The organism is Streptomyces poonensis, from assembly GCF_014650915.1.
GTDB classification, from domain to species: domain Bacteria; phylum Actinomycetota; class Actinomycetes; order Streptomycetales; family Streptomycetaceae; genus Streptomyces; species Streptomyces poonensis.
In genome coordinates this window covers 59,662-73,310 of sequence record NZ_BMVW01000003.1, presented here as the reverse complement: position 1 = coordinate 73,310, position 13,649 = coordinate 59,662, and the positions used below count along the sequence as shown (strand labels likewise).

The 13,649-nt window shown below is 72.8% G+C and carries 10 protein-coding genes; 5 read left to right on the top strand and 5 right to left on the bottom strand.

Annotated elements, in window-relative coordinates; all coding sequences use genetic code 11:
* The first annotated feature begins 93 nt into the window (after nt 1-93).
* Nucleotides 94-3,168: an FAD-binding and (Fe-S)-binding domain-containing protein gene (locus tag IE242_RS10515; RefSeq protein ID WP_189857736.1), complete on the top strand. Its 3,075-nt coding sequence runs from the start codon at nt 94-96 to the stop codon at nt 3,166-3,168.
* On the opposite strand, the gene IE242_RS10510 is transcribed toward IE242_RS10515, so the two are convergent.
* The 4 genes from IE242_RS10510 to IE242_RS10495 all read right to left on the bottom strand — a co-directional run bounded on the left by IE242_RS10510 (nt 3,151) and on the right by IE242_RS10495 (nt 8,591).
* Nucleotides 3,151-4,929 (bottom strand): glycoside hydrolase family 15 protein, encoded by a 1,779-nt coding sequence (locus IE242_RS10510; protein ID WP_189857734.1) that lies wholly within the window; start codon nt 4,927-4,929, stop codon nt 3,151-3,153. The genes IE242_RS10515 and IE242_RS10510 overlap by 18 nt on opposite strands.
* The gene (locus tag IE242_RS10505) at nt 4,926-6,056 is read right to left on the bottom strand and encodes an enolase C-terminal domain-like protein (RefSeq protein ID WP_189857731.1); all 1,131 of its coding nucleotides are present in this window, start codon (nt 6,054-6,056) and stop codon (nt 4,926-4,928) included. The genes IE242_RS10510 and IE242_RS10505 overlap by 4 nt, the downstream gene beginning before the upstream one ends.
* On the bottom strand, nt 6,053-7,897 hold the full coding sequence (locus tag IE242_RS10500) for a thiamine pyrophosphate-requiring protein (protein WP_189857729.1): 1,845 nt from the start codon (nt 7,895-7,897) through the stop codon (nt 6,053-6,055). Before IE242_RS10500 ends, IE242_RS10505 begins: the two co-directional genes overlap by 4 nt.
* Nucleotides 7,898-8,009: 112 nt before the next feature.
* Nucleotides 8,010-8,591: a TetR/AcrR family transcriptional regulator gene (locus IE242_RS10495; protein WP_189857727.1), complete on the bottom strand. Its 582-nt coding sequence runs from the start codon at nt 8,589-8,591 to the stop codon at nt 8,010-8,012.
* A 166-nt stretch (nt 8,592-8,757) separates the two neighbouring features.
* Between IE242_RS10495 and IE242_RS10490 the strand changes: the two genes are divergently transcribed.
* Nucleotides 8,758-9,771 carry a zinc-binding dehydrogenase gene (locus IE242_RS10490; protein WP_189857725.1) on the top strand — a complete coding sequence of 338 codons (1,014 nt, stop codon included), beginning with the start codon at nt 8,758-8,760 and terminating at the stop codon, nt 9,769-9,771.
* A 111-nt stretch (nt 9,772-9,882) separates the two neighbouring features.
* Nucleotides 9,883-10,305 carry a DUF350 domain-containing protein gene (locus IE242_RS10485; protein WP_189857723.1) on the top strand — a complete coding sequence of 141 codons (423 nt, stop codon included), beginning with the start codon at nt 9,883-9,885 and terminating at the stop codon, nt 10,303-10,305.
* Between the two features lie 22 nt (nt 10,306-10,327).
* On the opposite strand, the gene IE242_RS10480 is transcribed toward IE242_RS10485, so the two are convergent.
* The gene (locus IE242_RS10480) at nt 10,328-11,773 is read right to left on the bottom strand and encodes a WGR domain-containing protein (protein ID WP_189857721.1); all 1,446 of its coding nucleotides are present in this window, start codon (nt 11,771-11,773) and stop codon (nt 10,328-10,330) included.
* A gap of 264 nt (nt 11,774-12,037) precedes the next feature.
* Here IE242_RS10480 and IE242_RS10475 point away from each other — a divergent pair, with 264 nt between their 5' ends.
* Together IE242_RS10475 and IE242_RS10470 are read left to right on the top strand one after the other, a co-directional pair.
* Complete coding sequence (locus IE242_RS10475; RefSeq protein ID WP_189857719.1) at nt 12,038-12,532, top strand: SH3 domain-containing protein; 495 nt, start codon at nt 12,038-12,040, stop codon at nt 12,530-12,532.
* Nucleotides 12,533-12,709: 177 nt separating this feature from the next.
* A complete protein-coding gene (locus IE242_RS10470; protein WP_189857717.1) occupies nt 12,710-13,507 on the top strand; it encodes an N-formylglutamate amidohydrolase in 798 nt (265 codons plus the stop codon).
* The last annotated feature ends 142 nt before the right edge of the window (nt 13,508-13,649 follow it).

The window sequence follows — 13,649 nt, the reverse complement described above, 5'->3', positions numbered from 1 at the left end:
TCCGCCCGGGTTGCGCCGCATGGCCCAGCCGGCGGTGGGCCGAATGCCGGGCGCCGGTTTGTCGCCGACGGGTCGCGGATACCCGTCGTCTTCATGGATCAGGTCGATCTGCCCCTCCCTGCCGTCAGGCGTCCCCAGGAACACATCGACGTCGACGCCGAGGCCCTCCGGCGGGATCTGCGCGCCCGCGTGGACGGCGAGGTCCGCTTCGACGCGGGCACCCGTGCCGCGTACTCGACGGACGGCTCGAACTACCGGCAGGTGCCGATCGGCGTGGTGATCCCGCGGACCGTGGAGGCCGCCGAGGAAGCGGTGGCGGTGTGCCGCGCCCACGGGGCACCGCTGCTGTCCCGGGGCGGCGGCACCAGCCTGGCGGGGGAGTGCTGCAACACCGCGGTCGTCCTGGACTGGACCAAGTACTGCCACCGGCTGCTGTCGGTGGACCCGGAGAACCGGCGGTGCGTGGTCGAGCCCGGCATCGTCCTGGACGACCTGAACCGGCAGCTGGCCGAGTACGGCCTCCAGTACGGGCCCAAGCCCGCCACCCACCCGAACTGCACCCTCGGCGGGATGATCGGCAACAACTCGTGCGGGTCCACGGCCCAGGCGTACGGGAAGGTCGTCGACAACCTGCACCGCCTCCAGGTGCTGACCTACGACGGGACCCGGATGTGGGTGGGGCGGACCGACGACGCCGAGCTGGAGCGGCGATCCGCCGGCGACGGGCGGGAGGCGGAGCTGTACCGGGGCCTGACCGCCCTGCGGGACCGGTACGCCCGTCTCCTGCGCGAGCGCTACCCCGACATCCCCCGGCGCGTCTCCGGCTACAACCTCGACTCGCTGCTGCCCGAGCACGGCTTCGACGTGGCCGGACTGCTCACGGGGTCCGAATCCACGCTGGTCACCGTTCTGCGCGCGGAACTCGAACTCGTGCCCGTACCGAAGCACAGCGCCCTGGTCGTCCTCGGTTACCGGGACATCTGCGAGGCCGCCGACCACGTGCCGGCCGTCCTGGAGCACGAGCCTGCGGCGCTCGAGGGCGTCGACCACCAGCTGATCCACTTCCAGCAGGAGAAACACCTCAACACCGGGGCGCTGGAGGAACTGCCCGACGGCCACGCGTATCTGATGGTCCAGTTCAGCGGTGACACCCGCGAGCAGGCCGATGCCAAGGCCAGGGCGCTCGTCGACGCCAAGCCGGACGACGTCGACCACACCTGGTACGACGACGAACAGCACATCCGCGAACTGTGGCTGGTCCGCGAGTCCGGCCTGGGCGCCACCGCGCACGTCCCCGGACAGCCGGACACCTGGGAGGGCTGGGAGGACTCGGCCGTTCCCGTCGACCGCCTCGGCGACTACCTGCGCGACCTCAAGCGCCTCTACGAGGAGTTCGACTACGGCCACCCCTCGGTGTACGGCCACTTCGGGCACGGCTGCGTGCACACCCGCATCCCCTTCGACCTGGAGTCGGAGGCGGGTGTGGCCCACATGCGGGCGTTCGTGGAGCGGGCCGCCGACCTGGTCGTGGGCTACGGCGGGTCGCTGTCCGGCGAGCACGGGGACGGCCAGTCGCGGGGCGAGCTGCTGGTGAAGATGTTCGGGCCGGAGCTGATCGAGGGGTTCGAACGGCTCAAGGGCCTCTTCGACCCCGGCAACCGGATGAACCCCGGCAAGATCGTGCTGCCGTACCGTCTCGACGACAACCTCCGGCTGGGCGGGGACTACGTGCCCTGGGAGCCGGACACCGTCTTCGCCTTCCCGCACGACGGCGGGAAGTTCAGCCGGGCCGCCGCCCGCTGCGTGGGCGTCGGCAAGTGCCGCTCCTCCGAGGGCGGGGTGATGTGCCCCAGCTACCGCGCCACCCGCGAGGAGGAGCACTCCACCCGGGGCCGGGCACGCCTGCTGTTCGAGATGGTGCGCAACGACTCCCCGGTCCCGGACAGCTGGCGCTCCCGCGAGGTGCGCGACGCGCTCGACCTCTGTCTGGCCTGCAAGGGCTGCAAGACGGACTGCCCGGTCAACGTCGACATGGCCACCTACAAGGCGGAGTTCCTGCACCACCACTACGCCGGCCGGCCGCGGCCTCTCGCGCACTACTCGATGGGCTGGCTGCCCGCCGTCGCCCGGGTGGTCGCGCTCGCGCCCCGTACCGTCAACGCGCTGGCGGCCGTGCCGTGGGTGGCCCGCGCGGCCAAGGCGCTCGGCGGTGTCGCGCCCGAACGGGACGTGCCCGTCTTCGCGGAGCAGCGCTTCACCGACTGGTGGCGGGAGCGGGGCGGACCGCGCGGCGACGGGCACCGGGGCGAGGTCGTGGTGTGGCCCGACACCTTCACCGATCACTTCCACCCCGCCATCGGCCGGGCCGCCGTGGAGGTCCTGGAGGCGGCCGGTTTCCGGGTCAAGGTGCCGGACACGGCCGTGTGCTGCGGGCTGACCTGGATCTCCACCGGGCAGCTGAACATCGCCCGGCGGGTCCTCGGCCGCACGATCGACGTCCTGCGCGAGGACCTGCGCCGGGGCACACCGGTCGTGGGCCTCGAACCCAGCTGCACCGCCGTCTTCCGCTCCGACGGGCCCGAACTGCTGCCCAAGGACCCCGACGTGGAGCGGCTGCGCGCCCAGACCCGGACCCTGGCGGAACTGCTCGTCGAGCGCGCCGGGGACTGGCAGCCGCCGGCGGTCGACGCGCGGGCGGTGGTCCAGCGGCACTGCCACCAGTACGCCGTCATGGGCTTCGAGGCGGAACGGAAGCTGCTGGAGCGGGCCGGGGTCGACGCCGACGTCCTGGACGCGGGCTGCTGCGGGCTGGCCGGCAACTTCGGCTTCGAGAAGGGCCACTACGAGGTGTCCATGGCGTGCGCGGAAGCCGGGCTCCTGCCCGCCGTACGGGACGCCGACGACACCACGCTGGTCCTCGCGGACGGCTTCAGCTGCCGTACACAGGTCGAGCAGGCCGGCACCGGGCGCACCCCCCTGCACCTGGCTGAGGTGCTGGCGGCCGGGCTCCGCGGACAGGAGCCCGAGCCCGAGCGTCCCGCGCCGCCGGGACCGCGGGCCCTGCTGCCCCTGGGCGCCGCCGGTGCGGCCGCCGCGGGGCTGGCCGTGCTGGCCGCGGCGCGGCGCTCCGGCCGGGGGCGCGGGCGGGCGTCATCGCGCGGCCGGTGATCCGCCGAACCGCGCCGAGCACTCCAGCAGCAGGGCGTGGACGAACGCCTGCGGGAGGTTGCCGCGCAGCTGGCGCTGTGCGACGTCGTACTCCTCGGCGAACAGCCCCGCGGGCCCGCAGGCCGAGCGGGTCCGTTCGAACCACCGCACGGCCTCGGTGTCCAGGCCCTCCGCGTGGGCGGCCAGCGCCATCATGAAACCGCACAGCAGGAACGCCCCTTCCGCGTCGCCCAGCGGCTCCTTCCCGTGCCGGAACCGGTAGACGTAACCGTCGTCCGTCAGCCCGCGCACCACTTCCGCGCGCGTGCGGGCGAGGCTGGGGTCGGCGCGCGGCACGGCGCCGCGGGCCAGGGGCAGCAGCAGGGCCGCCTCGCAGTTCGGGTCGTCGGCGGCGCGCCGCCAGTACCCGCCGGGACGCAGGCAGCGCGCCCGGGTGGTGTCCAGGATGCGGTCCGCCAGCCGGTCCCAGCCGGCGGACGCGGAGGAGCGTACGGTCCGTGCCGCGTCGCGCAGCCCCACGACGCAGCACAGCCGGGAGTGCGTCCACCAGCGGCTGTCCAGCTCCCACAGTCCCGCGTCCGGTTCCGTCCAGCGCTCCGCGACGGCCTCGGCGGCGAGGCGGGCGGCCTTCGCGGCCCGGGCGTCCAGCCCGTCGTGCCGGGCGGCGGCCGCGAACAGCCGGAGCGCCTCCCCGAACACGTCGAGCTGGAACTGGTGGCCCGCGCGATTGCCCGTACGGTCCCCGCCACCGGGGTAGCCGACGAGCGGCAGCGCACGCTCCGGGGGCAGCGGTGCGCCGCTCACGGTGTAGGCGGGGCGCAGGCCGGTGCCGTCCTCCAGGACGCGTTCGGAGACGAAGCGCACCGCGCTCTCCAGCAGCGGGTGGGGGCCGTGCGCGGCGACCGCGATGCCCGCGTAGCACTGGTCGCGGACCCAGGCGTAGCGGTAGTCGTAGTCGCGGCCGGTGTCGGCCCGTTCGGGCAGGGAGGTGGTGGCGGCGGCGACCATGCCGCCGCCGGCGCTGGTCAGACCGTTCAGCACGGCGTACGCCATCCGGGTGTCCCGGGGCGCGGCGGTGTCGGCGCAGCCGGGGACGGCGGCCCGCCACCAGCGTTCGGTGGCGTCCCAGAGGGCCCGCGCGTCGAGCGGTGTGTCCCGCGGTGCCTCGGCGATCTCCAGGACGAGGTCGTGGGTGCCGCCCTCGGGCAGGTGGAGGTGTGTGCGCAGGGCGCCGTCCCGGCCGGGGCGCGCGTCACCGGCGCCGGTGAACCTCACCCGCAGCGGGCCGGACCGCGCCCGCCACAGGTCACCGTCGCGGTGGAGGTCCGACATGGGGTGCCGGCCGAAGCCGCCGCGCACATCGAGTGCGACGTCCGTGTGGGCGGCGCCGCGTACGGCACGGACCTGCCGGAGCAGTACGACGCGCCCCGGATCGGCGGGGACGGCCAGGGCCTGCCGGCAGGAGACGATCCCGTCGGCCGTGACCCACCGGCTGACGCGGATGAGGGTGCCGTCCTCGTAGTAGCCGCCCCACACGTTCCACGGGTCGGCCGGGGAGATCCGGTACCGGCCGGGGCCGCCGAGGAGCCCGGAGAAGACGGCACCGCTGTGCCAGACCGGCGCGCACAGCCAGGCGATCTCTCCGCGGGGGCCGATGAGCGCGCCGCGTTCCCCGTCGGCGATCAGGGCGTAGTCGCGCAGCACCCAGGGACTGTCGGCGGGCGACGCGCCCGTGGGCCGGGGCCCGGTGGGGCCGTTCATGGCACGCGGTAGCGCTCCGCGGCCTCCCGGTCGAGCGTGAGGCCGTGACCGGGCTGCCCGGACGCGCCGGGTGCGACGGTGCCGCCCCCGGGGTCGAGCGTGCCGTGGAACAGCATGTTCTCGATCCGGACGTGGTCGTGGAACCACTCCAGGTGGCGGGTGTTGGGCACGGCCGCGGCGGCGTGGGCGTGCAGGTGCGGGGCACAGTGGCCCGAGATGTGCAGGCCGAGGCCCTCGGCGACGGCGGCGGCGCGCAGCCACACCGTGACGCCGCCGCAGCGGGTGACGTCCGCCTGGAGGCAGTCGACGGCGCCCGAGGCAGCCATCCGGGCGAAGTACGGCAACTGGTAGCCGTACTCACCGGCCGCCACGTCCGCGGTGACGGCCTCGCGCACCTCGCGCAGCCCGTCGAGGTCGTCGGAGGAGACCGGCTCCTCCAGCCAGGTGACGCCGAGGTCCGCCAGGGCGGCGGCCACGCGTACGGCCTGCTTGCGGGTGTAGCCGCCGTTCGCGTCGACGTACAGTTCCGCCGCGTCGCCCACGACCCGGCGGGCCAGCCGGGCACGGGCCAGGTCGCGTGCCTCGCGGCGCCCCCAGGACTCACCGATCTTGATCTTCACCCGGTCGATGCCCTGGCCGGTCCACCCGCGCAGCTGCTGTTCGAGCCGGTCGTCGTCGTAGGTGGTGAACCCGCCGCTGCCGTACACCGCGACCTCGTCGCGGGCCGGGCCCAGCAGCCGCACCAGGGGCAGTCCGAGCAGGCGGGCCTTGAGGTCCCACAGCGCGATGTCGACGGCGGAGACGGCACCGGCCGCGATACCGGGCCTGCCGGTGTTCCGCACGGCCCGGCTCATGCGGTCGTTGGCCGCGGGGACGGCGAAGGCGTCGTGCCCGACGACCAGATCGGCCAGTTCGTCCGCGACGACATGGGCGGTGGCGGCCGATCCGTAAGTGAAGCCGATGCCCGTCTCGTCCGCCGCGCCGGCCTCCACGAGGACGAGGGTGGTGGAGTCCCAGGTCAGCGTGGCGTCACCGCCGGGCAGATCCGTGGGGACGCGGTACACGGACACGGACAGGCGCCGCACGGAGGGGCCGTGGCCGCCTCGGCGCCCCCCGGCCTCGGTCACTTGTTCTCTTCGGTGCTGTCGTGCGCGGCGGCACCGGGACGGTCGGACCGGTGCTTACCACCGGGCAGGAACTCCTGCACCTTCGCCTTGAACCCCTGCTTCACCACGGACCCGCGGTCGCTGTCGCCGTGCAGGATCGCGGAGGCCGCGGCCTCGATCTGGTCCAGCTCGGCGTGCGGCGGGATCGGCGGGACGGCCGGGTCGGTGCGGAAGTCGATGACGAAGGGCCGGTCGGCGGCGAGCGCCTGGTCCCACGCGGCCTCGACGTGCTCGGGCTTCTCCACCCGTACGCCGTCCAGGCCGATGCACCGGGCGATCTCCGCGTACGGCAGGTCCGGGATGTGCTGCGACTCCTCGAACTGCGGAGCCCCGGACATCGCCCGCATCTCCCAGGTGACCTGGTTGAGGTCGCGGTTGTTGAGCACGCCCACGACCAGCCGCGGATCGGACCACTCATGGTGGTACTTCGCGGCGGTCACCATCTCCATCATCCCGTTCATCTGCATGGCACCGTCGCCGACCAGGGCGATGGCCGGCCGGTCCGGGTGCGCGAACTTCGCGCCGATGGCGTACGGGACGCCGGGTCCCATGGTCGCGAGCGTCCCGGACAGCGAGCCGCGCATCCGGCCGCGGAAACGCAGATGGCGCGCGTACCAGTTGGCGGCGGAGCCGGAGTCGGCGGTGACGATGGCGTCGTCGGGCAGCTTGCCGTCGAGGGCGTGCACCACGTACTCGGGGTTGATCGGATCGGCGTCCACGGCGGCCCGCCGCTGCATGACCTCCCACCAGCGGGAGACGTTCTTCTCGATGCCCTCGCGCCACTTGCGGTTCTTCTTGCGGCGCAGGCGCGGCAGCAGCCGCAGCAGCGTCTCGCGGGCGTCACCGACGAGGTTCACCTCGAACGGGTACCGCAGGCCGATCATGTGTGGGTCGAGGTCGATCTGCACGCCCCGCGCCTGGTCCAGCTCCGGCAGGAACTGCGTGTACGGGAAGCTCGACCCGATCGTCAGCAGCGTGTCGCACTCCTGCATCAGCTCGTAGGAGGGGCGGGTGCCGAGCAGCCCGATGGAGCCCGTGACGTAGGGCAGGTCGTCCGGCAGCACGTCCTTGCCCAGCAGCGCCTTGGCCACGCCGGCACCGAGCAGGTCCGCCAGCTGCTCCACCTCGGCCCGTGCCCCGCGCGCACCCTGACCGATGAGCACGGCGACCTTCTCGCCGGCGTTCAGCACCTCGGCGGCGCGCTCCAGGTCCTGGTCGGCCGGGACCGGCGCGTAGTGCCCGAGGCCCAGGCTGGAGGGCACCATCTTGAAGGCGTGCCCCGGCGGGCTGTAGTCCAGCTCCTGCACGTCGGCGGGCAGGATGACGGCGGTGACGGTGCGCTTCGCGTACGCGGTGCGGACCGCCCGGTCGATGAGGTTCGGCAGCTGCTCGGGCACCATCGCCGTCTCGCAGAACTCCGAGGCGACGTCCTTGTACAGGTTCTGCAGATCCACTTCCTGCTGGTACGAGCCGCCCATGGCGCTGCGGTTGGTCTGCCCGACCAGCGCGACGACGGGGACGTGGTCCAGCTTGGCGTCGTACAGCCCGTTCAGCAGGTGGATCGCGCCCGGCCCGGACGTGGCCGCGCACACGCCCACCTTGCCGGAGAACTTGGCGTACCCCACCGCCTGGAAGGCCGCCATCTCCTCGTGCCGCGCCTGGACGAACTTGGGTTTGTTCCCGGCCCGCCCCCAGGCCGCCAGCAGACCGTTGATGCCGTCGCCGGCGTATGCGAAGACGTGGTCCACCTCCCAGTCCCGCAGCCGCTGGAGGATGTAGTCGGACACCTTCGTGCTGGCCATGGGTACTCCGTTCCTGTTGCCGTCCTGCTGTCACAGGCGTCCGCCGGGCATGCCGGGCATGACATTCCATGGGTAACCGTGCAGAACGGGGGAAAACGTCGCGGCCGCGCCGTCACCTCCGCGGCGCAGAACGCGCGCCGTCCAGTGCGAGGGCGACCAGCCCGCGCACGAGGGGCTCGTCCAGTGGTGCCCCGCTCAGCAGGGCACGGACGAAGAGCGGGCCGCTGACGGCCTCGATCAGCAGACCGGGATCCGTGTCCGCGGCCAGTTCGCCGCGGCCGACACCGCGCCGCACCATGACGGCGGCACGCCGCAGACGCTCGCTCCAGTAGAGGCCGCGGCGGTCGTCGAGCATGCCGTCGTCGGACTCGGCGTTCCCAGAGGTCCGGGCGTTGTCCTCGTACTCGACGCTCAGCCGCAGCAGGGCCCGACCCTGCGCCGTGCCGAGCAACCTGGCCAGCGAGCGGAAGTAGCGCACCAGGTCCTCGTCCACCCGCCCGGTGTCCGGTATCGGCAGCGCCGTGTCCACCTCGGCCGTCAGGGCGTCGAGGATCAGGTTCTCGCGCGTCTTCCACCGGCGGTAGACCGACGTCTCGTGCACCCCGGCCGAGCGCGCCACGGCGGCGACGGTCGTCCCGGCCAGGCCCTCGGCGGACAGGATCTCCACGGTGGCGGCGAGCACGGCTTGCCGCATGCGCTCTCCCCGGCGGCGGAGGGGCGGCGCGGCGGGCTGCGAGGAAGTCACCGACCCAGCCTAAAGCAGGTGGACTTGCGTTGGGTGTACGTTTAACGCAAGAAGACCTGCGTTAGTGGGGGATCGCAGGGATCGCAGAACCCGCCGCCGTACGAGGAGACACACCATGGAGCGGATGCTCGCCGCCCGCCTGCACATCCCTACCCGCACCCTCCGCCTCGACGAGGTGCCCCGCCCCCGGCCGGGTGAGGGCGAGGTCCTGGTGAAGGTCGAGGCGGCCGGGGTGTGCCTGTCCGACGTGCACCTGATCGACGGCACGCTCACACCGCTGTTCCTGCAGGGCGACACCGTCACCCTCGGCCACGAGGTGTCCGGCACGATCGCCGAGGTCGGCGCGGGCGTCACCGCCTGGACCGCCGGGCAGCGCGTCGTGCTGTACGCCGGCGAGGTGCGCGACGGGGTCACCTACACCCGTGGCGTCGACTACGACGGCGGCTGGGCCGAGTACGCCCTGTCGGCGGCGGACGCCCTGACCCCGCTGCCGGACTCCGTCTCCTTCGAGGAGGGCGCGATCATCCCCGACGCGGTGTCGACCCCCTGGGGCGCGATCACCGCGACGGGCGCCGTCCGGCCCGCCGAGGCCGTCGGCGTGTGGGGCGTGGGCGGACTGGGCGTGCACGCGGTGCAGTTGCTGCGCGCCGTGGGCGCCTGTCCGATCGTCGCGGTCGACCCCAGCCCCGTCGCCCGCGAGCGGGCCCTGGCCGCCGGGGCCGACCTGGCGCTGGACTCCGCCGACCCGGGGCTGCGCGAGGCCGTCGCCGCGGTGACCGGCGGCGCCGGGCTCGCCGCCGCGTTCGACTTCGCGGGCGTGCCGACCGTGCGCGAGCAGGCCCTGTCGGTCCTCGCCCCGAAGGGACGGCTGGTCCTGGTGGGCCTGACCGACAAGCCGCTCAGCGTCACGGACGGAACCCGCTTCAGCTACCTCCAGCAGCAGATCCTCGGCCACTACGGCTCCGACATGCCGGTGGCCCTGCCGCAGCTCCTCCGCCTGATCCAGGGCGGCCGGCTGGACTTCTCCGGTTCGGTCAGCGGCGTGCTGCCGCTCTCGGAGGCCGCCGAGGCGGTGGCGCGCCTGGAGAAGAAGGAGGGCAACCCCATCCGTCTCGTCCTGCGTCCGTGACCTGACTGATGCAGGGCCCCGAGCTCTTGAGTTTCTGAAGGTGCGCTACATTTTGCATCTCCTTGACCGCGATCACTCAAGACCTCTCACACTTACGGAGCCGGGAACCTCATGAGCGACATCGTCAACGGACTCGGCCGGGCCGGCGCCTACGGCGCCCTGGGCCTGGTCCTGCTGGTCCTCGGCATCTTCCTGGTCGACGTGCTGACGCCCGGAAAGCTCGGCCGGCAGATATGGCAGGAGCGCAACCGCAACGCCGCCACCGTGCTCAGCTCGGCGCTGCTCGGTATCGGCGGCATCGTGTTCACCTCCATCTGGACCACGTACGAGGACTTCGGCAAGGGGCTGGCGTCGACCGCGCTGTTCGGGCTGCTGGGGCTGGTGATGATGGCCGTGGCGTTCCTGGTGGTGGACCTGGTCACGCCGGGGCGTCTCGGCGCGACGCTGGTCGAGCCGGAGCCCCACCCCGCGGTCTGGGTGACGGCGTCCTGCAACCTCGCGGTGTCCGCCATCATTTCGGCGTCCATCGCCTGAGGAACCTCGCGGCAAGCGGCCGTCACAGCAGTCTCCGGATGTCACCGCGCACCCGGTAGAAGCCGCCCGACGCCGAGTGCAGCGCGTCGACGACGTACCGAGCGCCCGGTTCCCGTATCGCCCGCGGGAACTGGACGTTCCACGACGGGTCGTACCCCTCCGACACCACACGGATCCGCGTCCGGCCGCCCTCCTGGACACACTCCACGACCACCGATCCCGCGGGCGCCGCTGCGACGGCCGCCACGGAGGAGGCCGCGGTGACCGGCGCGTACGTCGGCACCGCGGCGGTGGCGGCGAGCTTGACGTCGCGGGCCACCGGCACCGACCCCTGCTGAGCGGCCGCCACCGCCGCCTCGCTCGCGTCCACGCACACCAGCGAGCCGTCGGTGGTGACCAGATAGAGCCGTTCGTCGCGGTACTGCATGGACAGCGCGGAACCGCCGCCCGTGCCCAGCTTCCACAGCCGTGTGCCGTCCCGGTCGAAGCAGTACACCGAGGAGGCGGAGTCCCCCGCGAACACGAACCGCCCGCCGGGTGAGGTGGCGCACGAGTACACCGGGCTGTCGCACGGGTACGTCACCTCGACGGCGCCGGTCGCCTTCGACAGCCGCTGCACCACACGGTGCGCCGTGCCGGCGTACACCGCGTCGTCCTCCTGCCAGCCGAAGAGCACGGCGCCCTTCGTGGGCGTGTGCCACAACTCGGCGGTGCCGTCGGGGGAGTGGGCCGTCACACCGTGCGTGTGCCCGTGGTAGACGGCCCGGTCGTCGGCCCGCACCAGCCAGGCGTGCTCACCGCGCCCGCCGCGCGCCCACTGGTGCTCGTCCTCGTGGTCGATGACGGTGAGCCGCCCGGCGCGGTCCGCGACGTTCAGCACCCCCTCATGGATGTCGAGCCAGAAGATGTCCACGTCGGCCGCGATGTCGTAGGCGGCGAACGGCAGCTTGGACGACAGGTCGTACACCCGGCCGTCGTCGCAGCCGGCGTAGATCCAGAAGTCGTCGGCGACCAGGCACTTGACGCCGTCCGGCAGTTGATAGCGGGCCAGCACCTCGCCCCCGTGCGCCAAGGTGTAGACGTCGCCCGCCTGGTTGCCCACCCAGCAGCGCTCGTCGTCGATGTGGATGCCGAACGCCGCGGAGCCCGTACGGAACCGCCACAGCACCGGGGCGACCGCGCGGGCCGTGGACGGCGCGGAGGTCACCTGACGACGGGTCACGGCACGGGGCGCGCGCTGCCCCTGCACAGCGGGCGCGTACCCCTTGCGCACCTTCTCGCCGATCTTCTTGGCGGCCGCCGCCTGCGCCTTCTCGACGCTGGGGAACGTCGACGTCTGCGTCTGCCCTGCGGCGCCGATCCGCCCGTACCGCACGGACACGACCTGCCCCTGCACGGTCACCTCATAGAACTTGTGCGCTCCCCCACCGTCCTGCGACAGCTCCAGATACGTCGTCGACGTCGACATGGCAGACCTCTCCCCAGGTCAGGGCCTGCGGCTTGTTCCGCGGATCCCACTGCCCGAACGTTAGGGCCGGCCACTGACAATGGCCCGCGCGGCGCCGCCTCGCCGTGTCCCGTATGTGATGTGTGGGGCCCGTGAGGAAGCTGTGAGTCACGGCAACCGGTCAACGTCCGCCGCTGTCATGTGTCATGGCAATCGCCGACGGCGGTCCCGAGCCGGTCCCCGGCCTTCCGCCGCCGCCACATGAACAAGGAGGACATCCCTACCGTGGTCAGACTTCGACAGGCTCTCACCGCGCTCTTCGCGACGATGGCAGCCATGGCCGCCGTGCTGGTCGCCGCGCCCACCGCCTCGGCATACGACGGCTACCCGTGCCACACGCCCACCCAGCGTCAGCTCATCAACCCGTACAACGGAACCGCATGGGACGAGACGGTCCGGTACTGCCCGCTCTGGCGGGGCAACGTGCCCGTCTACAACAGCAGGGACGTCAACAGCGGTGTCGTCGGCTACCTGACGTACGGCGGCTCCTCCAACTGGTTCGTCTACGAGAAGCAGGGTGCGTCGGTCACCGTCAGCGGCGGCACCAACAACTGGTGGGCGAGCACCCTCGCCGACAACGGCAAGTGGGGCTGGGTTCCCGAGGTCTACTTCACGGGCGGCGCCGACAACGAGGACGACGGGGGCCTGTTGATGCCGGGCTCGATCAGCTGTGTCTACCCGTGCAGCAACCTCTATCCGATGCCGCCGTGGCGCGTCTGACGCCGACGTGGTAACGCCCGCCGCGCGCGGCCGTGCTCGCTGCCCCGGCAGTCACGCTCGGCCTCGGGCCGTATGTCTATGATCGTCCGGGGCGCCCGCACTTCGGGGCGCCCCGACAGGTCGGCGGGCGCGCTAGCCCGCCGAAGCACGATCCACAAGGCCAGCGAGGCAACCCACATGAACGACGTTTCGCCCTCCTACCGGCTCGCTCCGGGCGCGCCCGACTCCCCGGTCATCCTGCACGTACCGCACTCCTCACGGGCGATACCGGCAGACGTACGGACCGGCATCGTGCTCGATGACGCCGCACTCGAGCGGGAGTTGGACCACATCACCGACGCGCACACCGCGGCGATCGCCGAGACGGCGGCTGCCCGGTCGGCCACGCGCCCCTGGCAGTTCGTCAACCGGCTCTCCCGGCTGGTGGTCGACCCCGAGCGGTTCCCCGACGAACGGGAGGAGATGCTCGCCGTCGGCATGGGCGCCGTGTACACGCGGACGACGCACCGGGAGGTCCTGCGCCCGGACGGCCACGACGGACAGCCACTCATCGAGCGGTACTTCGCGCCGTACGCCGCAGCCGTCACCGACGCCGTGACCGAGCGGCTGGAGACGGTCGGCCGGGCGGTCGTCATCGACGTCCACTCCTACCCGACCGAGCCCCTGCCGTACGAACTGCACGGTGACGGCCCTCGGCCGCCCGTCTGCCTCGGCCACGACGACTTCCACACCCCCGCCGACCTCCTGGAGCAAGCCCGGAAGGCCTTCGCCGGGTTCGGCGGCACCGGGGTCAACAGCCCCTTCGCGGGCACGTACGTGCCGCTCCGGTACTACGGGAACGACCCGCGCGTGAGCGCACTGATGATCGAGATCCGGCGCGACGTGTACATGAGCGAGCCGGGAGGACCGGCCGGTCCCGGCCTAGACGAGGTGGCCGGGGCGCTGGCCCAGCTGGTGGACGCGGTGACCGGCTGACGACCGGCCCCCTCTCCGGGTCACGTGTGGTCCGCGCCGCCCGCGCCGTCCATCTCGTGAGGCGATGGCTGACCCCCCGTCAGCCCGCCGGTCAGAAGCCTCGCCGTCTCCTCCGCCAGCAGGAGCGCCCGGCGCGCCTCGG

What these genes read in the sequence shown, in the direction of transcription:
- IE242_RS10500 (WP_189857729.1), bottom strand. Translation starts at nt 7,897, where the DNA reads ATGGCCAGCACGAAGGTGTCCGACTACATCCTCCAGCGGCTGCGGGAC.
- IE242_RS10510 (WP_189857734.1), bottom strand. Translation starts at nt 4,929, where the DNA reads ATGAACGGCCCCACCGGGCCCCGGCCCACGGGCGCGTCGCCCGCCGAC.
- IE242_RS10515 (WP_189857736.1), top strand. Translation starts at nt 94, where the DNA reads ATGGATCAGGTCGATCTGCCCCTCCCTGCCGTCAGGCGTCCCCAGGAA.
- IE242_RS10490 (WP_189857725.1), top strand. Translation starts at nt 8,758, where the DNA reads ATGGAGCGGATGCTCGCCGCCCGCCTGCACATCCCTACCCGCACCCTC.
- IE242_RS10470 (WP_189857717.1), top strand. Translation starts at nt 12,710, where the DNA reads ATGAACGACGTTTCGCCCTCCTACCGGCTCGCTCCGGGCGCGCCCGAC.
- IE242_RS10480 (WP_189857721.1), bottom strand. Translation starts at nt 11,773, where the DNA reads ATGTCGACGTCGACGACGTATCTGGAGCTGTCGCAGGACGGTGGGGGA.
- IE242_RS10495 (WP_189857727.1), bottom strand. Translation starts at nt 8,591, where the DNA reads ATGCGGCAAGCCGTGCTCGCCGCCACCGTGGAGATCCTGTCCGCCGAG.
- IE242_RS10485 (WP_189857723.1), top strand. Translation starts at nt 9,883, where the DNA reads ATGAGCGACATCGTCAACGGACTCGGCCGGGCCGGCGCCTACGGCGCC.